20 protein-coding genes are annotated in these 19,781 nt (G+C 65.0%); 12 read left to right on the top strand and 8 right to left on the bottom strand.

Translation table 11 applies throughout. From position 1 onward, the window contains the following. Nucleotides 1-16: 16 nt before the first annotated feature. The 8 genes from CUJ90_RS09990 (at nt 17) to CUJ90_RS09955 (ending at nt 8,878) form a co-directional block, all read left to right on the top strand. The gene (locus CUJ90_RS09990; RefSeq protein ID WP_114162596.1) at nt 17-2,032 is read left to right on the top strand and encodes a hydantoinase B/oxoprolinase family protein; all 2,016 of its coding nucleotides are present in this window, start codon (nt 17-19) and stop codon (nt 2,030-2,032) included. A gap of 201 nt (nt 2,033-2,233) precedes the next feature. Beyond that, entirely contained in the window at nt 2,234-3,805 is a 1,572-nt protein-coding gene (locus tag CUJ90_RS09985; protein ID WP_114162595.1) for an ABC transporter substrate-binding protein, read from the top strand. Nucleotides 3,806-3,903: 98 nt separating this feature from the next. After that, on the top strand, nt 3,904-5,181 hold the full coding sequence (locus tag CUJ90_RS09980) for an NAD(P)/FAD-dependent oxidoreductase (RefSeq protein WP_114162594.1): 1,278 nt from the start codon (nt 3,904-3,906) through the stop codon (nt 5,179-5,181). A gap of 99 nt (nt 5,182-5,280) precedes the next feature. Continuing rightward, on the top strand, nt 5,281-6,501 hold the full coding sequence (locus CUJ90_RS09975; protein WP_114162593.1) for an NRAMP family divalent metal transporter: 1,221 nt from the start codon (nt 5,281-5,283) through the stop codon (nt 6,499-6,501). Continuing rightward, nucleotides 6,498-6,866 (top strand): hypothetical protein, encoded by a 369-nt coding sequence (locus CUJ90_RS09970; protein ID WP_244219898.1) that lies wholly within the window; start codon nt 6,498-6,500, stop codon nt 6,864-6,866. Before CUJ90_RS09975 ends, CUJ90_RS09970 begins: the two co-directional genes overlap by 4 nt. Then, complete coding sequence (locus CUJ90_RS09965) at nt 6,863-7,174, top strand: hypothetical protein (protein WP_114162591.1); 312 nt, start codon at nt 6,863-6,865, stop codon at nt 7,172-7,174. Before CUJ90_RS09970 ends, CUJ90_RS09965 begins: the two co-directional genes overlap by 4 nt. A 308-nt stretch (nt 7,175-7,482) precedes the next feature. Continuing rightward, nucleotides 7,483-8,085 (top strand): DUF1326 domain-containing protein, encoded by a 603-nt coding sequence (locus CUJ90_RS09960; RefSeq protein WP_073428063.1) that lies wholly within the window; start codon nt 7,483-7,485, stop codon nt 8,083-8,085. Then, complete coding sequence (locus CUJ90_RS09955) at nt 8,078-8,878, top strand: DUF2182 domain-containing protein (RefSeq protein WP_208645212.1); 801 nt, start codon at nt 8,078-8,080, stop codon at nt 8,876-8,878. Before CUJ90_RS09960 ends, CUJ90_RS09955 begins: the two co-directional genes overlap by 8 nt. 55 nt (nt 8,879-8,933) lie before the next feature. Here the strand turns inward: CUJ90_RS09955 and CUJ90_RS09950 are convergent, their stop codons facing one another. From CUJ90_RS09950 to sapR, 7 genes are all read right to left on the bottom strand, one after another. Further along, nucleotides 8,934-9,716, bottom strand: a complete 783-nt coding sequence (locus CUJ90_RS09950; RefSeq protein WP_114162590.1) for an ABC transporter ATP-binding protein — start codon at nt 9,714-9,716, stop codon at nt 8,934-8,936. After that, nucleotides 9,713-10,591, bottom strand: a complete 879-nt coding sequence (locus tag CUJ90_RS09945) for an ABC transporter ATP-binding protein (protein WP_114162589.1) — start codon at nt 10,589-10,591, stop codon at nt 9,713-9,715. Before CUJ90_RS09945 ends, CUJ90_RS09950 begins: the two co-directional genes overlap by 4 nt. A 2-nt stretch (nt 10,592-10,593) precedes the next feature. Next, nucleotides 10,594-11,508: a nickel transporter permease gene (gene nikC, locus CUJ90_RS09940; protein WP_073428121.1), complete on the bottom strand. Its 915-nt coding sequence runs from the start codon at nt 11,506-11,508 to the stop codon at nt 10,594-10,596. Nucleotides 11,509-11,566: 58 nt separating this feature from the next. Continuing rightward, nucleotides 11,567-12,646: an ABC transporter permease gene (locus CUJ90_RS09935; RefSeq protein WP_114162588.1), complete on the bottom strand. Its 1,080-nt coding sequence runs from the start codon at nt 12,644-12,646 to the stop codon at nt 11,567-11,569. 62 nt (nt 12,647-12,708) lie between these two features. Beyond that, a complete protein-coding gene (locus CUJ90_RS09930; RefSeq protein ID WP_114162587.1) occupies nt 12,709-14,313 on the bottom strand; it encodes an ABC transporter substrate-binding protein in 1,605 nt (534 codons plus the stop codon). Nucleotides 14,314-14,374: 61 nt separating this feature from the next. Then, complete coding sequence (gene ddpX, locus CUJ90_RS09925; RefSeq protein WP_114162586.1) at nt 14,375-14,938, bottom strand: D-alanyl-D-alanine dipeptidase; 564 nt, start codon at nt 14,936-14,938, stop codon at nt 14,375-14,377. A 17-nt stretch (nt 14,939-14,955) separates the two neighbouring features. Further along, on the bottom strand, nt 14,956-15,903 hold the full coding sequence (gene sapR / locus CUJ90_RS09920) for a sap1 transcriptional regulator SapR (protein ID WP_114162585.1): 948 nt from the start codon (nt 15,901-15,903) through the stop codon (nt 14,956-14,958). Nucleotides 15,904-16,421: 518 nt separating this feature from the next. Between sapR and CUJ90_RS09915 the strand changes: the two genes are divergently transcribed. Next, nucleotides 16,422-17,024, top strand: a complete 603-nt coding sequence (locus CUJ90_RS09915; protein ID WP_114162584.1) for a 2'-5' RNA ligase family protein — start codon at nt 16,422-16,424, stop codon at nt 17,022-17,024. 153 nt (nt 17,025-17,177) lie between these two features. Here CUJ90_RS09915 and CUJ90_RS32355 read toward each other — a convergent pair whose 3' ends face one another. Continuing rightward, on the bottom strand, nt 17,178-17,426 hold the full coding sequence (locus CUJ90_RS32355) for a hypothetical protein (RefSeq protein WP_152035342.1): 249 nt from the start codon (nt 17,424-17,426) through the stop codon (nt 17,178-17,180). A gap of 207 nt (nt 17,427-17,633) precedes the next feature. Here CUJ90_RS32355 and CUJ90_RS09910 point away from each other — a divergent pair, with 207 nt between their 5' ends. From CUJ90_RS09910 to ldcA, 3 genes are read left to right on the top strand one after another with little or no spacing between them, the layout of a single operon-like run. Beyond that, nucleotides 17,634-18,035: a DnaJ family domain-containing protein gene (locus CUJ90_RS09910; protein WP_083083787.1), complete on the top strand. Its 402-nt coding sequence runs from the start codon at nt 17,634-17,636 to the stop codon at nt 18,033-18,035. After that, nucleotides 18,032-18,772 (top strand): tRNA adenosine(34) deaminase TadA, encoded by a 741-nt coding sequence (gene tadA / locus CUJ90_RS09905; RefSeq protein ID WP_114162583.1) that lies wholly within the window; start codon nt 18,032-18,034, stop codon nt 18,770-18,772. Before CUJ90_RS09910 ends, tadA begins: the two co-directional genes overlap by 4 nt. A 36-nt stretch (nt 18,773-18,808) precedes the next feature. Beyond that, nucleotides 18,809-19,735 (top strand): muramoyltetrapeptide carboxypeptidase, encoded by a 927-nt coding sequence (gene ldcA / locus CUJ90_RS09900; protein ID WP_114162582.1) that lies wholly within the window; start codon nt 18,809-18,811, stop codon nt 19,733-19,735. Nucleotides 19,736-19,781 lie beyond the last annotated feature (46 nt).

Genomic DNA, 19,781 nt, shown 5'->3' with positions numbered 1-19,781 from the left:
ACCCTGGAAACGCACGATGACATTCGATAAATCCGTTCTTCAGATCTTCGCGAACTATTGCGTCGCGGCCGCCGAAAGCATGGCGTACACGCTCGTGCGCACCGCGCATTCGGCGTTCGTGAAGGAAACCGAAGACTTCTCCTGCACGCTGATGAACACGCGCGGCCTGACTTTCGCATCGCCGAAAACGCTCGGCGCGACCTGGTATCCGGGGCTCGATTTCGGCGCGGTGATCGACATGATCGATCACTACGAGCCGGGCGACATCTGCATGACGAACGACGCGTATAGCGGCTACGTCGCCACCCACACGCCCGACGTGATGATGTGGAAACCGGTGTTCTTCGGCGGCGAGATCGTCTGCCATGTCGGCGGGCACATTCACAACACCGATATGGGCGGCGCGGTGCCGGCGTCGCTGTCGCGCACGCTCACCGAGATTTATCAGGAAGGCATTCGTTTCGCGCCGACCAAGATCGTCCGCGCGGGCGTGCTCGACGAAGCATTGCTCGAACACATGGCGATCAATGTGCGCGCGCCCGAGCAGAATCGCGGCGACCTGAAGGCGCAGATCGCCATGCTCATGACCGGCGAGCGGCGTGTGCTGGAAATCATCGAGCGCTTCGGCATCGAGCAGTTTCGGGCCGGCATGGACGCGCTGCTCGACTATTCGGAGGAGCAGGCGCGCACGATCGTGCGCGGCATGTCGGACGGCGAGTACTTCTTCGCCGAATACGCCGACGAGGATTCGGTCAACGGCAAGCCGCTGCGCGTCGCGCTGACGCTGACGGTGAAGGACGGTTCGCTCGTGTTCGATTTCACGGGCAGCGATCCGCAGTTGAATTCGTCGCTGAACATGCCGACGGGCGGCAAGGAGCGCCATGTGCTCGCGCTCGTCGGGCTGAACTACGTGCTGTATTCGCTGAATCCCGATTTGCTGCTCAATGCCGGCATGCTGAAAGTGGCGCGCTGCATCATGCCCGAAGGCACGATCATGAACTGCGTGCCGCCGGCCGCGGTCGGCATGCGCAGTCTGACCGCGAAGGTCGCGCAATACGTCACGTTCGGCGCATTCTCGATGGTGTGCCCGGACCGCTTGCCGGCCTGTCCGGCCGGCGGCATGTCGATCCTGAACGTGAAGACGGTCGACCGCAACGGCCGCACGGTGATCGCGTCGATTGGACCGGTGGGCGGCGGCGCGGGCGGCATGGCGTGCGCCGACGGCTCCGACGCGTCAGGCGCGAATGTCGCGTTCCTGCGCAACACGCCGGTCGAGATCAACGAAGCGGAAGTGCCGATCCGCATCACGCGCTATGGCGTGGTGCCGGGCAGCGCCGGCGCCGGCAAGTATCGCGGCGGCCTCGGGACCGTGATGGAGTTTCGTGTCTTCTCGCCGGGCACGCTCGTGACGGCGCGCAATCGCGACCGTTCGCGCTTTGCCTCGTGGGGTGTGTTGGGCGGCAAGGCCGGCGCCGTATCGCGCTTCACCCGTAACCCAGGGACTGACAGCGAGGAAGACCTCGGCGTGACCGACCTCGTGATGTGCGGTCCCGGCGACGTAATCCGTCTCGAAGGGTGCGGCGGCGGCGGCTATGGTCATCCTTACGAACGGGATACAGGGAAGGTGTTCGAGGACGTGCGGCGCGGCTATCTGTCCGTCGCTCAGGCGCGCGATCTGTATGGCGTGGTGCTGATCGAGGGCGCCGTCGACGCGGAGGCGACCGCGCGTCTGCGCGAGGCGGCGCGAAGCGCGGCGCGGCAGCGGCCGGCATGTCACTTCGACCATGGCGCGCAGCGCGACGCGTATGAAGCGAAATGGACCCGCGAACGCTACGACGTTCTGACCGGCATTCTCGCGCGCGCGCCGGTCGTATGGCGGCACTTCCTCAAGGACAAGATCTTCGATGCGCTCGACGCGAGAGAGACGGCCGGCACCCTGGCGCCGGGGCCGCAAGTGATCGCGCAACTGTATGACGAAGTGCTGCGACGCTATCCGCAGTTGCTCGACACCAAGGCGCCGGCGAGCGCCTGACAGCACCCGGTTCATGGCAGGTCGTCGGCGCGAAACCGGCGACCATGCAAAGTGCCGCGTTGGCGGCGCCGAAACAGTTTGTTTATGCCGTCTGCCTTTTTTTGTCGGCGCTTTACGGGTTTTGTGCCGGCATACGATGCTGCTGACGAGACTTCACAAGAGAACGTTGCCTGATTCATTTACATCCGCGGAGCCCTGAACATGAACGACGAAACGAATAGCCGCGGCATCAGCCGCCGCGACATGATGCGCATGTTGGCTGGAACCGGCATGATGGCCGCCGGCGGCGGACTCCTCACGGCCGCGCCCGGCGCGCTCGCCGCCGAGGTTCCGAAGAAGGGCGGCAGCATTCGTGTCGCCTATGACGCGGGTTCCGTATCGGATACGCTCGATCCGGCAGCGGGCTCGACCGGCGGCGACTACATCCGCTTCTTCATGTTTTACAGCGGCCTCACGCAGCTTGACGAAAGCCTGACGCCGCGCATGAATCTCGCTGAATCGGTCTCCAGCACCGATGCGAAAACGTGGATCATCAAGCTGCGCCAGGGCGTGACCTTTCACGACGGCAAGCCGCTCGCGCCGGCCGACGTGGTCTATTCGCTGACGCGTCACAAGGACCCGCAAACGGCCTCGCGCGTGAAGACGCTCGCCGATCAGTTCACGAGCGTGACCGCAAGTGGACCCAACGAAGTGACGTTGACGCTGCAGGTGCCGAACGCCGACTTGCCGGTGATTCTCGCGACCCCGCAACTGGTGATCGTCAAGGACGGCACGAGCAACTTCAACCAGGCGATCGGCACCGGTCCCTACAAGCTGAAAAGCTTCAAGCCGGGCGCGGGCACGATCGGCGTGCGCAACGACAACTACTGGAAACCGGGGCAGCCGTATCTGGATCAGATCGAGCTGATCAGCATCAGCGACAACGCGGCGCGTGTGAGCGCGCTGCTCGCCGGCGACGTTCACCTGATCAACTCGGTCGACCCGCGCTCGACACGCCGTATCGCCGCGACGCCGGGATACGAAATGAAGGAGACGCGGTCGGGGCTTTACACCGACCTGATCATGCGCCGCGACAACACGTTCACGGGCAACCCTGATTTCGTGAAGGGCATGAAGTACCTGTTCGATCGCGAGCAGATCCGCTCCACAGTCTTTCTCGGCTATGCGGTGATCGGCAACGACCAGCCGATTCCGCCGGGTCATCGGTACTTCAATGCTTCGTTGCCGCAACGCAAGTTCGACCTCGACAAGGCGAAGTTCTACATGCAGAAGGCCGGCGCGGTCGGAACCACGTTGCCGCCGATCTACGCGACCACGGACGCGAACGGCTCCGTCGAAATGGCGCAACTGATCCAGCAAACGGCCGCGAAGATCGGCGTGAACCTGAGCGTGAACCGCGTTCCCGCCGACGGCTACTGGTCGAATCACTGGATGAAGCACCCGCTCGGCTTCGGCAGCATCAATCCGCGGCCGAGCGCGGACGTGCTGTTCACGCAGTTCTTCAAATCCGACGCGCCGTGGAACGAGTCGGCGTGGAAGGATCCGAAGTTCGATCAACTGCTCGTGAGCGCGCGCGCCGAGACCGACGACGCGAAGCGCAAGCAGATGTACGGCGAAATGCAGGCGCTCGTGACGGACGAGGGCGGCATCGGCATCCCGTCGTTCATCAGTCTGCTCGATGCGAACGACAAGCGCCTCAAGGGGCTTGGCTCGATTCCGACCGGCGCGATGATGGGCTTTTCGTTCGCCGAATATGCGTGGTGGTCGGCTTGAAGTAGGCCGTTCAGGTTGCTGATCGTTCCGGTGACCGGCTCGCTGCGAAGGCCTCGCTGGCGAGGCGGTCCGCGTCGTGGCATTCAATCGAAAATTCAATGAAGCTAGATTCGTACTGGCTGGATACGGCTCCCGAATTCAAGGACGGCGCCGACGGTCCCGTGGAGGGGCGCAGTGATGTGGTCGTGATCGGAGGCGGCTTGACGGGCCTGTCGGCCGCGCTCGAACTTGCCACGCGCGGCGTGTCGGTCACCGTGCTCGAGGCGGGGCGGATCGCGGGCCAGGCATCGGGGCGAAACGGCGGGCAGTGCAACACCGGCGTGGCGCAGGACTTTGCGTCGCTCGCGGGGAGCGTCGGGCTCGACCAGGCTCGCGCGTTTTATCGCGCGTACGAAAGCGCGGTGCGAACGGTGGAATCGATCGTGACGCAGCATCGGATCGATTGCGATTTCGTGCGTTGCGGCAAGCTCAAACTCGCGGCGAAGCCGAAGCACTTCGAGAAGCTCGCGCGGAGCTATGAAGTGTTGCATCGTGAAGTCGACCAGGATATCGAACTGATCGAGCCGGCACGCATGCGCAGCGAAGTCGGTTCAGAAAGTTTCCATGGCGGACTGCTGCAACGCAATGGCGCGCAGATGCACATGGGCAAGTTCGGCGTGGGGCTCGCCCAGGCCGCGGCGCGTCATGGGGCCCGCATATTCCAGCATGCCGCCGTGACGCAAATGAAGCGCATCGACGGCGGCCGCTTCGAGGTCACATCCGCGCGCGGCGTGATTCTGGCCGACAAGGTGCTGGTGGCGACAGGACCGTCGCGGCAAGGACCGCTGCAATGGTTCCAGCAACGGATGGCGCCCGTCGGCAGTTTCATCGTGGTGACAGAGCCGCTTTCCACGGGGCAACTGGACGCGCTCTTTCCTCGGCGGCGCAACTATGTGACCTCGCTGAACATCGGCAACTACTTTCGTGTGACGCCGGATAACCGGCTGCTGTGGGGCGGGCGGGCCCGATTCGCGATGTCGGACCCGCGCTCGGATGCGAAAAGCGGCCGCGTGCTGCAGGCCAACCTGGCGAAGTACTTTCCGGAACTGGCCGCAACGCGGGTCGACTATTGCTGGGGCGGTCTCGTCGACATGACCGTCGACCGGCTGCCGCGCGCCGGACAGCACGAAGGGCTCTACTACTCGATGGGCTACAGCGGGCACGGCGTGCAGATGTCCACGCATATGGGGCGGGTGATGGCGGACGTGATGTCCGGTTCGCCCGCTGCGAACCCGTGGCGCGCGCTGCCCTGGCCGCCGGTGCCGGCCCATGCCGCACGCCGCTGGATGCTGCCGCTCGTCGGTGCGTACTACCGGATCCAGGACGTGCTGCATTGACGTGAAATGCGCGGGAAGATACCACCTTGCATCGACGCTCGGGGCGAGCAGGAACGAACGATGCTAAGGCACGGGTGTCTTCAGACGGAGCCGGACGGGATGAAAAAAATATTCGAAATCTGCCTCGGCGTCGTCACCAGCGTGGGCGGTTTTCTGGAGATGGGATCGCTGTCGACCGCGGCGCAGGGCGGGGCCGCGTTTCGCTTGCAACTGGTCTGGCCGATTGTCGTCGGCACGCTGTGCATCATCTTTCTGACCGAGATGGCGGGCCGCTTTGCCGCGGTGAGCCAGCATACGATCGCCGCGGGCATTCGCGACCGCTTCGGCATCAAGTTCTTCCTGTTGCCGTTCGTCGCGGTGCTGATCGTGAACACGCTGGTGCTGTCGGCGGAAATCGGTGGCGTCAGTGTTGCGCTCGAGATGGCCACCGGGCTGAAGCACCCGTGGTGGGCGCTGCCCGTCGCGCTGCTGGCGTGGTTCACGCTGTGGCGAGGCACCTTCGGGCTGATCGAAAAAGGCGTGTCGCTGCTCGGCCTCGTCACGTTGAGCTTCGTCGCCGCGGCGGTCACGCTCAAACCGGACTGGCATCAGGTGGCGGCAGGCGTGCTGCCCAGCGTGCCGCATCATGATCCGGCGAACTACTGGTTCATCGTCGTCAGCATCCTCGGCGCGTCGATCACGCCGTCGCTGTTCCTGTTCTATTCGTCCGGCGCGGTCGAAGATCACTGGGACTCAGGCTATCTCGGCGCGAACCGCGCAATCGCCACGTTGGGCATGGCATTCGGCGGCTGTATTTCGGTGGCCGTGCTGGTTGCCGCGGCGTATGTGTTTCCCGCCCACGGCGTCACGCGCGTCGACGACTACCACCAACTGCCGCTGCTGCTGGTCGCGGTCTTCGGCTTCTGGGGCTTCGTGCTGTTCGTCGCGTCGCTCGCGTTCGCGTGCTTCGGCGCCATCTTGCAGATCGCGCTGGAGCAGGCGTATTTAGTTGCGCAGGGCTTCGGCTGGAACTGGGGCGAAAACCGCAAGCCCCGCGACGATCCAGGGTTCTGCCTCGTCTACACATGCGCGCTCGCGATCAGTGCGATCCCGATCGCCGCGGGTGTCGACCCGCTCAAACTGACCGTGTTCTCGATGGCGCTCACAGCGGTAAGCCTGCCGCTCACCGTCGTGCCGTTTCTGGTGCTGATGAACGACGAGCGCTACGTGGGACGCCACGGCAACGGCGTGATTTCCAATACGGTGGTCGTCGCGATCATCGTGCTGGCCTTCGTGCTGGCGATCGTCGCGCTGCCGTTACAGGTATTGGGAGGCGCATGATGGACATCGTGCGGGACGTGCTCGACAAGCAGGTGGTGGACCGCCACTCCGTCAGGATGGGCCGGGTCGACGGCATCGTCGCGGAACTGCGCCCCGGCCGGCCGCCGGAAGTGATGGCGATCGAGATCGGCTCGATGGCGATCGCGCGGCGCGTCGGCGAGCGCACCGCGCGCTGGGTCGCGCGGCTCGCCGCGAGGATCGGCGGCGCACGCCATGCCGAGCCGTACCGGATTGCGTGGAGCCGTATCCGCCTCATGGATGTCGACATCGAGGTCGACATCGACATGGACGACACGCCCATCGACGATTGGCAGCGCTGGCTGCGCGAGCACGTCATCGAGCGCCTTCCCAGGTGGCTGCAATGACGCGGGTCAACGTCGATCTTCTGCTCGGCCGGCGCGTGCTGTCGCGAGACGGCAGGCGGCTCGGACATGTCGAATCGATTCACGTCATACGTGACGCGGACGCATGGGTGATCAGCGAATTTCACATGGGTTCGGATGCGCTGCTCGAGCGCCTCGCCGTGGGGCTGCTGCCGCGGCTGCTGCGTGAAGCGATGCGGCACAGGCGCCGCTCGCGAGGTCATCGGATCGCGTGGCACCAGATCGACATCGCGGACCCGCGGCATCCGCGGCTGTTGTGTGACGAAACCGAGTTGGACCGCTTTTCGTGAAGCGAGACGGCGTGTGCCGGCTCTGTCGTGAGGCGGCGGGCGTCGGCCCGGACGCCGAACAGCAGCGTGAGCGGTCCGAGCGATCCGAACGCGTGAGCGCGCCCGGTTGTTGCTTCGTCACCATCGCGAAAGAACGAGCTACCCATCGCAAAAGCGAACGCCCCGCGGCCATTTTGACCTAGACTTGAATGGATTCGCTCGCCGGGTTCGGCGTCCGCAATCGCCACTGACGGGCGCAAACGCGCCATGCCCGAATTCCGTAAACGCGAACGCCCTGTACCCGTATCCCAACGACGGAGGTGAGCGCCATGGCCGAGAGCTGGAAGGTTGCCGGTACGTATTTCGAGAGCTGCAACTGCTACGCCCCGTGCAGTTGCGTTTGTCTCGGCCCGCCGTCGGATGGAGACTGCGCGGCGCTGATCGGTTGGCACGTCGATCAAGGCGAGTTCGCCGGCGTGACACTGGACGGACTCAACATCGCGCTCTTTGCGTATGCGCCGGGTCACATGCTGCAAAACAAGTGGCGGGTGGCGCTTTATCTCGACGAACGCGGGACGCCGAAGCAGCAAGAGGCGTTGGGTCAGATCTTCTCCGGTCAAGCGGGCGGGCCGCTTTCCGCGCTGGGCCCGATGATCGGCGAAGTCATGGGCGTCAAACCGGTCGCGATCGACTATCAACTCGACGGAAAACGTCGCAGCCTTCGCATACCCGATATCGCGGACATGGAAATCGAAGCGCTGTCCGGGCAGGACGGAGGCGACGTCACCATCAGCAATCACCCGCTGACCCCAGTCCCCGGATTTGCGGCGGTGATCGGGAAGTCGACGCGCTTTCGCTTCACCGACCACGGTTTTTCCAGAGAGATCTCGGATCGGAACGGCTTCTATTCTCCGTTCGCCTACCATGGCTGAGCGAGGTTTCGACAGTGGCTTCGCGACGCGACGGCTCCCGGTGCGCGACCGCGTGATCGTGCTGTCGGGACTCGCCGCCGCCGCGACGCTCGCGTGGATCTACCTGCTCAACATGAGCTGGGGCATGGAGCACATGGACGCGGGTGCCGCCATGCTCATCATGCCGCGCATGATGGACTGGGGCGTCATCGATCTGCTGCTGGTGCTGGCGATGTGGGCCATCATGATGGCGGCCATGATGCTCCCGTCGATCGTGCCGATGGTTTTGAGTTTCGCGTTCCTGAGCCGTCAGCGGCGTGCGCAACGACTGCCGTATGCGCACACGAGCGTATTTGTTCTCGGCTACCTGGCCGTGTGGTCCGGCTTCAGCCTGTTGGCGACGCTCGCGCAGTGGGGCCTGCTGGAAGCCCGTCTCGTTACACCGATGATGGTGAGCGCAACCCCGCTGCTTGCGGGCGCGTTGCTGATCGTTGCCGGCGTCTTCCAACTCACACCCTTAAAGCACGCGTGCCTTAGCAAGTGTGCTTCGCCGCTCGGTTTTCTTCTGAACGAATGGCGCGACGGCAGCGTCGGCGCCTGGATCATGGGGTTCCGTCATGGGGCGTATTGCGTCGGCTGTTGCGGCGCACTGATGGCGTTGCTCTTCGTGTTCGGCGTCATGAACGTGCTCTGGGTTGCCGCTTTGTCGATCTACGTGATGCTCGAAAAAATGCTGCCGCAAGCGCGATGGCTTCCGTTTGCGGAGGGCTTGCTGCTGGTTGGCTGGGGCGTCGCGGTTGCAACGACAGGGTGAGGTCGCGACACTAGCAGCCGGGTGAACGGTCTCCTCATGCCCCCAAACCGCGAACCTACCAAGCCGCATCCACGCCGATGACTTCAACCGCCTGGCGCCGATACCCATCAGTGGCGAGCAACAAGCTGCGCGTGTAGTCGTGCTCGACCTGCTGCGCGCGAATCTGCTCGATCGCGCGCTCCTCGACGATCTCGCCGTTGCGCATCACCGCGACGCGTTGACAGAGAAAGCCGACCACCGCGAGGTTGTGGCTGACCAGCACCATGGTCGGCCTGCGTTCACGATGCAGACGCCGCAGCAGATTGAGAATTTCCGCCTGCACGGAAACGTCGAGCGCGGAGGTCGGTTCGTCGAGCAGCAGCACGCGCGGTTCGACGATCAGCGCACGCGCGATCGCCACGCGCTGACGCTGGCCGCCCGAAAGCTGATGCGGATAACGAAAGCGGAACGCGGGCCCGAGTCCGACTTCGAGCAAGGCTTGCGCGATCCGTTCTTCCTGACGGTCGATGCCGTTGATCGCCAGCGGCTCGCGCAGCGTCTGATCGACGGTGAAGCGCGGGTGCAGCGACGCGTACGGGTCCTGAAACACCATTTGCACGTCGCGCCGGAACGAGCGGTCGATCTTCTCGCCCAAGACATGCCGGCCGACCCGCATGCGGCCGCCGGCCAGCGGCGTGAGTCCCGACAGCGCCCGCAAGACGGTCGACTTGCCGGAGCCGGATTCACCGACAAGGCCGAATACCTCGCCCTCGCCGACCTGAAAGCTGGCGTCCTTCACGGCGTCGAAATAACCGGTTTTCGTCTTGAAGCGGATTTGCGCCTGCTGAACGTCGATCATGCCGGCGCTCCGGTGGATTGCGTGAGCCATGCCGGATCGCGCGCGAGCACGGGCAATTCGTCCGGCGGGTCGATAAGGGGCGGGTTGGCGGCCAGCAGGCCGCGCGTATACGGATGTTGCGCCTGCGCCAGATCGCGCGCCGCGCAGGTTTCGACCACGCGTCCCGCATACATCACCACGACGCGGTCGCAGAACGACATCACCAGCGGCAAGTCGTGGCTGATCAGGATCAGGCCGGTGTCGTGCTTCGCGATCATTTCATCGAGAATGCCGAGCACCTGCACGGAGACCAGCACGTCGAGCGCACTCGTGGGTTCGTCGGCGACGAGCAATCGCGGTCCCGAGGAAACCATCATCGCGATCATCACGCGTTGGCCCATGCCGCCGGACAGTTCGTGCGGGTACGCATCCGCGACCCGTTCGGGGTTGCGGATATGCACGGCGGCGAGCGCGGCGACGATCTTCTCGCGCATCGCCTTGCGGCCCAGTTTGGGATCGTGCAGCGCGAACGCCTCGCGCATCTGCTGCGCCACGGTCATGACCGGATTGAGCGAATATTTCGGGTCCTGCAGGATCATGCCCATCTGCTGGCCGCACAGGCGGCGACGTTTGCGCGGCGGCATGGCGAGCAGATCCCGGCCGTCGAAGCGCAGCGTTTTCGCCGTGCATTGCGCGGCGGCCGGCAGCAAGCCGAGCAACGCGCGCCCGGTCAGCGATTTGCCCGAACCCGATTCGCCGACGATGCCGAGCCGTTCGCCTTTATTGACGGTGAGCGAAAGGCCGCGCACGGCTTCGGTCAGGCTGCCGTCGTGGCCGCGAAAACCGACGCGCAGATCGTCGATTTCGCACAGAGCCCGCTTGGAATCGGCGTTCATTTTCATCCTCCGTGGCGCGGGTCGAACACGTCGCGCAAGCCGTCGCCGAGCAGATTGAACGACAGGCTCACGAGCAGAATGGCGAAGCCGGGAATCGTCGCGACCCACCAGGCGTCGAGCAGCACGTTGCGCCCCGACGCCACCATGAAGCCCCATTCCGGGCTGGGCGGCTGCGCGCCCAGCCCGAGAAAGCCGAGGCCGGCGACCGTCAGGATGATGCCGGCCATGTCGAGCGTCGCGCGCACGATCACCGACGACGAGCACAGCGGCACCACGTAGCGCAGCAGCAGGCGCGGGCGCGAGGCGCCCTGCAAACGCGCGACGTGCATGAAATCCGCCTGCACGATGCGCAGCGTTTCGGCGCGCGCGAGCCGCGCATAGGCGGGCCACGCGGTAATCGAAATCGCGATCACCGCATTGATGACGCCGGGGCCGAGCGCGGCGGCGAAGGCGAGCGCCAGCACGATCTTCGGAAAGGCGAGGGCGATGTCGGTGACGCGCATCAGCACGTTATCGATCCAGCCGCCGAAGAAGCCCGCCGTGGTGCCCACCGCCAGGCCGACCGGCACGACGATCACGACCACGAGAATGGCGATCGACAGCGTGAGACGCGAGCCGTCGATCAGGCGCGAGAGAATATCGCGGCCGAGTTGATCGGTGCCGAGCCAATGCGATGCGGAACCCGGCGGCAGCAGACGGTCGGCCAGCACCTGTTGCAGCGGATCGTGCGGCGCGAGCAGCGGTCCCAGCGCCGCGACGACGATCAGCAGCGTCAGGATCGCGAGGCCGAACACCGACAGCGGATTGCCGGCGAAACGCCGCCAGCGCCGGTACGCGAGCCCGAGCGCGGCCTGTTTGCGCGAGCCTGGCGTGTCGCTCAGCAGCCAGGCTTTCCAGCGTCGGGGCGGGGCGTTCATCGGCCAGTCCTGCGTTGAATCGTCGGTGGAAGGAAGCACGGCGTGACTCTCCTGAATCTCAGCGGGCACGCGGATCGAACACACGGTAAAGCGCGTCGGTCAGCAGGTTGAGGGCGATGAAAGTGATGCCGATCACGAGCGTGCTGCCGAGCACGGCGTTCATGTCGGCGTTGAGCAAGGCGCCCGTCAGATAGGAACCGATGCCCGGCCACGCGAATACGATTTCGGTGAGCACCGAGCCTTCGAGCAGATAGCTGTAGGCGAGCGCGATCACGGTGAGGAGCGGCACGGCGATATTGCCGAACGCATGACGCCAGATCACGCGGCGCTCCGGCAAACCTTTCGCGCGCGCCGTCGTGATGTATTCCTGGCTTAGCTGATCGAGCATGAACGAGCGCGTCATGCGGCTCAGGTAGGCGACCGAGTAATAACCGAGAATCGCGGCGGGCAGCGCGATATGCGACACGGCGTTGAAGAACACGTCCCATTCGCCGGCGATCAGCGCGTCGATCAGCAGGCTGCCGGTGTGCGTGTCGACCATGCCGTCGAAAACCGGGTCGATGCGGCCGGGCCCGGACACCCAATGCAGCTTCGCGTAAAACAGCAGCAGGCCCATCAGACCGAGCCAGAACACCGGCACCGAACTGCCGATCAGGCCGACGAAACGCGCGACGTGATCGATCCAGCGGTTATGGCGAACCGCGGCGATCACGCCGAGCGGCACGCCGACCAGCACGCCGAGTAGCGTCGAGAGCGTGGCGAGTTCGAGGGTGGCGGGAAAGACGCGCTTGATGTCGTCGATCACTGGATTCGCCGTCAGCAGCGACATGCCGAGATTGCCGTGCAGCACGTCGCGCACGTAGATCAGGAATTGCACGGCGAGCGGCTTGTCGAGGCCGAGTTCGACGCGCATCGCGGCATACGCTTGCGCGGAGGCGCGGTCGCCCAGCACCGCCAGCACCGGATCGATCGGCACCTTGCGGCCGATCACGAAGGTCACCGCGAGCAGGCCGGCAAACGTGATCAGCAGCGTGAGCGCCCAGCGCAGCAGGCGCAAGGTCCAGCGCACGCTGCCGCGATCGGCGGCGAGCGCGCGCACGCGGTCGAATGCGCCAACGGGTGTAATCGGAGTGGACATGATTTTTCCTTGCCCGAAGCGCGGCGGCGAATGCCGCGAAGCCGCGCTTCAGGCTGTCGCGCTTACTGCTTCTTCAGATCGCGATACGACACGAGGTCGTTGATCGGGCCGACTTCGAGACCGCTCACGCCCGGACGGTACGCCACCTGCGCGACCTTCTCGAACATGATGACGAAGGGCGATTGCGCCAGCACTTCCTTCTGCATCGCCTGGTACAGTTGCGGGCGTTTCGCGCTCGACGGTTCGGCCAGTGCGGCGTTGGTCTCTTTCGTCAGTTGCGGAATGTCCCACGCGTTGCGCCACGCGAGCATCTTGTAGCTGGAGCCGTCGCCATTGTCGGGATTCCACGTGAAGCCCTGGGCGTTGCTGTGCGGGTCGATATAGTCCGCGGACCATTCGCCGATGTAGATATCGTGCTGACGGGCGCGATATTTCGCGAGGGTCTGCTTGTTGTCGCCCGGAATGATCTCGACCTTGATGTTGCCTTGCGCGAGATTCGCCTGCACGGCCTGCGCGATCTCGTTGTAGGGATAGTCGTTACGCACGTCCATCTTTACGGTGAAGCCGTTGGCGAGCCCGGCTTTCGCGAGCAGGGCCCGCGCCTTCGCGACGTTCTGCTGGTACGGGTTCGCAGTCAGCGCGCCGAGGAAGCCTTCCGGCAAGAAGGTTTCGTGCACCTTGTAAGTGGATCTGACCACGTGATTCTGGATGCCGTTGTAGTCGATCAGCCATTTCATGGCTTCCTGTACCTCGGGCTTCGCGAGGTTCGGGTTCTTCACGTTCAGGCCGAGGTACATCAGCGTCGCTTGCGGCACCGCCGTCACGCGCGCCTTGCCGCTTTTGGCGAGCGTCGCGAGGTCGTCGGGGCTCAGGTCGCGCGCCACGTCGACGTCGCCGTTTTCGAGCAGCAGACGCTGGCTCGCCGCTTCGGACACATGGCGCAACACGATGCGTTTCATCGCGAGCGGCACCCGGTAGCCGTCGAAGCGTTGCAGCACGATACTGTCGTTCGCGGTCCATTTGACCAGCTTGTACGCGCCGGAACCCGCCTCGTTGGTGCGCAGCCAGTCGTTGCCGAAGTCGTTGCCTTTCTGATGCGACACCAGGAGCTTCTGGTCGAGCACCGAGGCGGGCCAGGAGCCCAGCACGTTGAGCACGAAAGTTGGCGCGTATTTCTGATCGGTCGTCACGCTGACGGTGCTGTCGTCCACCTTTTTCACGCGTTGCAGCACGTTGTCTTTCGCGAGGCCGATGCCTTGCAGCACGGCCGCCGGTCCCTTGTCGAGCAGCACCGCGCGCTGGATCGACCACGCGACGTCGTCGGCGGTGAGCGGATTGCCCGAGTGGAACTTGAGGCCCGGGCGAATCTTGAAGGTGACGGTGAGGCCGTCGGGGCTGACCGTCCACGATTGCGCGACGTCGCCGTTGAACTTCGACGGATCGCGCAAATCGACTCGCACCAGCCGGTCATACGTATTCGCCACGTATTCTTCCGGCACGAGTTCGTAGATTTCGCCCGGATCGAGCGTGGTGAATTCGTCGAGCAGCGTCGCCATGACGAACATGTCCTTCGGCGTCGCCGCCTGGGCGGCACCGCCCGCCACCGACAGCGCCAAAGCCGACGCGACGGCGGCCACCGCCAGCGCATTGCGCAAAACCAGTTTCATACTCGCTCCGTGAGGAATGGTTAAACGGCAAGAAAGATGCGGACCTGCAAATACGATGTGACTACATCAGGCGCAATGGGCCGCTTTCGCTGTTGTCGATCAGCGGCAAGGCCAGCGAGCCCGGCAACTCGTAGTGCCACCATTCGCTCTTGATGTGCATGAAGCCCGCGGCATGCATCACGCCGAGCAACAGCATGCGATTGCGCTGGATGGGCTCCGGCAAACCGGCGTGGAAGTGCTCGGATTCGACGGTCATCGCGTCGAAGCCGGTGCCCATGTCGAGCGCCTCGCCGTTCGCATCGACCAGCGTCAGATCGAGCGCCGTGCCGCGGCTATGGTTCGAGCCGCGGCCGAGGTCGGCGATATAGGTCGGGTCCGGCAGGAAGTCCCACAGCACCTGTTGCGCTTGCGGCGGACGGTAGGCGTCGAAAATGCGCAGCGTCGTCCCGATGTGGCGCGCGAGTTGCACCGCGCGCCGCAATGCGGCTTCGGCCGGTTCCAGCAGCAGGCAGTGCGCGGCTCGGTAGATCGGCTTGCCGGTGAGATTGCGGTGCGTCGCGTATACGAGGTCGATGTCGACCCCATGCGTCGCGGGCGTGATCTCGATGAGTCGGTGGTCGGTCATGAGCGGTGAATGAAGGTTCAAAGATCGAACTGGTTGAGTTCGCCTTGCAGTTCGCGGTTGCGCGCGACGCGTTCGTCCAGCGTCGGCCCGAGCCGTTCGACGATGGCGGTGATGAGCAGATTGAACAGGCACGTGAGCGGCGCGAGCGAGTCCCAGAACTGGCCCACGTCGGTTTTCACCTGCAGCAGATCGGCGGCGAAATCCCTGGCCCACGGACAATAGATGTCGGTGACGAGCGCGAAGGGCAGGCCGCGGCGCGTGGCGGCCTCGCAATAGCGGCGCGCGATCATCGAGTAGGCGCGCGTGTCGGTGACGATCAGATACGGCGACGCGAATTCCGAGTTCAGCGAATCGACGTACGAGCCGGACATGCCGTCGGAATAGAAGACCCGCGGGCGAATATATTCGAGGTAGCTGTAAAACGCGTTGCTGATGCCGCGGGTCGATTGAATGCCCAGAATGTAGACGGCATCCGCGCTGGAAATGCGCTCGGCGACGCGCGCGAAGGTCGGCGATTGCGCGAGCTGGTAGACGTGCTGGATCGCGCCGATCTCGAGGTCGAGCGAGTGGGCGAGGGCGGGGCTGGGTGTGGGGCTGGCGGTCGGGCTGGCCGTGGCGCTGGCCGTCAAGGCGCTGCCGGTTTGCGGCGCCTGCCGCGCGTGCGCGGCTTCGCCGTGTTCACCCGATGCGCGGCGAAACGCGTCGAGCCGGTCGGTGATCATCCACGGACGGTCCCGGTGCGTGCCGCGCAGTTCGCGCTTCAAATCGTCGAGATTGCGGTAGCCGACGCTGCGCAGGAAGCGACCCACTGAAATGCCGCTCGTGCCGGCTTGCTGCGCGATCTGATCGGCGGTCTCGAGGCCGAGCCGGTCGAGATTCGCGAGCAGATAGCTGGCGATGCGCTTTGCGGTCGGCGTGAGTTCGGCGAAGCGTGCTTCGACGGTTTGCGCGAAAGTGGGCGGCATAGGGCGCTTGCTTCTTGTTAGTTGGCTGTCATTTTTTGGAGCGACGACATGCATCTAACAAAACCAATAAACCGAGCGCCAGTCTGGAAAAATAATCGGAGTGCGGGGATCGATAGGTTTTGGCGACGGAACGCGCGGCGTAGTCGTGCTCGCCGCCTTCGCGGTATGAGTGGCTCACGGGAACGGTGCCTCGCTTGGTCCGCGTCGAGGCGGACCGTCGATGCGCACTGCGCGCGCGTCCGGGCGGGATAGATCGTCATTGTCGGCTCGGGACAGTTCGAGGCCGCATGCCGCCGCAAGCCCAGGCCTGCTTTGCCGACCGACCGCGGTTCATGTTCATCCTCGCGAACCGCCGACACGACAGCTTTCCACTGTCCCCATTGCCGCTACTACTGTCTGTATGTACAGTGTTGGTCGAACCTCGCGCAATCGGCTCAGCCGAATCAACCACGCGCGGCCATGCTCGCGCACTCAATGGAGATCCATCCTCATGCCCGCTTCATCCAGTCAGGAGCACCATGCCTGAACAACTCTGGCTGCCCGGGCTCGAGGCGCCGCCTCCGCCGACGGACGGGCTTTTCTTCGCCGTCTTTCCCGACACGAGCACGGCGGCCGGCATTTCCGAACTCGCGCAGCAGCTTTGCGGACAGACGCGCGCGAGAAGCAAGCCGCTAGGGGCTGGCCGCTTGCACGTCACCTTGCAGCACTTGGGGAATTTCGCGGGTGGTTTGCCGCCAGCACTCGTCGACGCGGCGATGCGGGCAGCCGCGTCGATCAGCATGGAGCCGTTCACGGTCGAATTCGACGCGGTAACGAGCTTTGCGTCGAAGCCGCGGCCGGGGCCGTTGGTGCTGGTAGGAAGCGAGGGCGTCGTCGGGCTTCATGCGCTTCACGACGCGCTCGCGGAGGCGTTGCAAAACATCGGTTTCGGCGGCCGCGCGCATTCACCGGCCGCGCCTTATACGCCGCATGTCACGCTGGCTTACGGCATGCCCTGGGGCGCGGCGCGCCCGATCGAGCCGGTCTGCTGGAACGTGCGCGAGTTCGCGTTGATACACAGTTTGCTTGGACGCACGCGGCATATCGCGCTGGCGCGCTGGTCGTTGAAAGGCGCGGAGTAATGGCGCGCGGCGACTTCGCGCCCACTTCACGCCCACTTCGCGGCGCGCCGGCCTGCCCGTCTGACGAGGTTGGCCGGCGGCGCATCCGGCTAGAATCGGACCCGGCTAGAACCGGACCCGCCTAGAACCGCACCCGCCTAGAACCGCACCCGGCTAGAACCGCACGCCGGTTGCACAACCGCCGGCAAAGCCGCCGCCGCTTCCGCCCGCGCCGCCGCAGAACACGCCACAGCCGGACAGCGCGACCGACATCGTCGCCGCCACGAGCATCGCACGCAGGCATGACCGGAAAGCCGGCTTGCCGAGGCCGACAGCGAATGCGGCGGGGCGCGGGCTTTCAGCGGAAGCGCTAAGGGTATTGCTGGCGGGTAGCTCGAACGTTCCAGATTGCATGGCGTACATGACTCTTATCAGGGGTAAGCGGTAGTGAGAACCGCGCCGGTTGACGCAAGAAAAGCGGCGCGGCGGCGAACCCCGCAGCCTAGTTCACGCGTGCCGCCACTCATCTACGCGAAGTCCGAAAGTCCAGCGGATTTCTCCGGTCGAACAGGCGAAACCGCCCGTGCGCTCCCTGATAGAATGCGTGGGCCGCAACGTAGTGGATTGCCGATGAAATTGCTTGATGCGTTAGTCGAACAGCGTATTGCCGCCGCAGCCGCGCGCGGCGAGTTCGACGATTTGCCGGGCGCGGGCGCGCCGCTGCCTCTCGAAGACGATGCACTGGTGCCCGAGGAAGTGCGCGTCGCCAACCGGATCTTGAAGAACGCGGGCTTCGTGCCGCCGGCTGTCGAACAGCTGCGCGCGTTGCGCGATCTGCAAGCGGAACTGAACGCCGTGAGCGACCGGGTCACCCGTTGCCGTCTCCAGGCGCGCATGCTGGCGCTCGACATGGCGCTTGAATCGCTGCGCGGCGGCCCGCTGGTTCTGCCGCGCGAATATTGCCGCCGCATTGCCGAACGACTGTCGCAGCGCGCCGGCGAGCCCGATACCGCTGACGCGGGTTCGCAGTGAACGAGCCGTTTGTCCGCTCGGCCGCGCCGGGTTCCGCTTCCGCCGAATCCGACGGCGCGCCGAATTCGTCGGCTCCCCAGGCTGAGTCCGCATTCGTCGGACCGGGCGAACCCGCCAACGCCGCCAACCCCAATCCCGAGCCGGCCGCCGCAGCCGGCACGTCAAACCCGGTCGCCGCGCTCGACGTGACATCCGCACCAGTCTCAGAGCGCGACCGCCGCTTCATGGCGCTCGCCCAAGCCGCCGCCGAAGAAGCGCGCGCAGCCGGTGAGGTGCCGGTCGGCGCGGTGCTCGTGCGAGGCGACGAGGTCATCGGCAAAGGCTTCAACCATCCGATCAGCGGGCACGACCCGTCGGCGCATGCCGAAATGGCCGCGCTGCGCGCAGCCGCGCAAACCGTCGAAAACTACCGCCTGCCGGGCTGCGAACTTTACGTCACGCTCGAACCGTGTCTGATGTGCGCCGGCGCGATCATGCACGCGCGCATCGCGCGCGTCGTATTCGGGGCGCGCGATCCGAAAACGGGAGCGTGCGGCAGCGTCGTCGATGCATTCGCGAATCCGCAACTGAACCATCACACCACGGTGATCGGCGGCGTGCTCGAGGACGAATGCGGCGCGGCGCTCAAATCGTTCTTTGCCGAGCGGCGCCGCGCAAGCCGGGCAGCCCGCGCCGCGGCACGTAGCGAAGGCAGCGCCGAAGCCAGCAGCGCTTCCGACCCGGCCGAGCCGCTCTAAACCGCTCTAAACATCAACGTCCAACAGGTCTTGCCAATGACCGTTCATCGCACCATCGAATTGATCGCCCCGTCCGGTTATCCGAACGATCCTGAAGTGGTGCATCGCGCGTTGCAGCGCTTCCATGCGCAGGGGCATCGGGTTCTGGGCGTCGAGGCGACACAGCGCTGCTACCAGCGCTTTGCCGGCACCGACGGCGAACGCGCGGCCGAGCTGAACCGCCTCGCCGATCCCGCGCGCAAATTGCCCGACATCGTGCTCACCGTGCGTGGCGGCTACGGCGCGGTGCGCATCCTGCACGGCCTCGACTACGACGGCTTGCAACGGCGGCTGAGCGGCCGACCGGTCGCGCTGGTCGGGCATAGCGACTTCACCGCGATCCAGCTCGCGTTGCTGGCGCGCGCCGGCGTGAAGACTTTCGCCGGGCCGATGCTGATGAGCGATTTCGGCGCCGAAGATCCCAGCGAATTCACCATGCGGCACTTCTGGTCGGCGTTGACCAGGCCGACCATGACGGTGACGAGCAACGCGCCGCAAGCGCAGGCGGTCGACGTGTCGGGCACGCTGTGGGGCGGCAATCTCGCCGTGCTCGCCTCGCTGATCGGCACGCCCTATATGCCGCCCGTGCAGGGCGGCATCCTGTTTCTCGAGGACATCAACGAGCAGCCGTTCCGCGTCGAGCGGATGATTTATCAGCTGCATTTGTCCGGCATCCTCGCGCGGCAGCAGGCGCTCGTGCTGGGCGACTTCTCCGGCGGCAAATCCTACGAGTACGACAACGGCTACGATCTGCACGCCATGATCGAGCAGGTGAGGTCGGTGACCGGGGTGCCGGTCGTGACCGGCCTGCAATTCGGGCATGTTCCCAACATGCTGACGCTGCCGGTGGGCGCGGATGCGCATCTCGTCGCAAACGCGCACGGATTCAAGCTGACGCTGTCGGGTTATCCGCACCTGGCGTGACAGTCGGCGGATTCGGGCGGCATGCGTTTGCGAAAGCCCGCGATAT

Source organism: Paraburkholderia terricola (assembly GCF_003330825.1).
GTDB classification, from domain to species: domain Bacteria; phylum Pseudomonadota; class Gammaproteobacteria; order Burkholderiales; family Burkholderiaceae; genus Paraburkholderia; species Paraburkholderia terricola.
The sequence above is the reverse complement of the archived record's forward strand: the minus strand, read 5'-3'. Positions and strand labels throughout refer to the sequence as shown.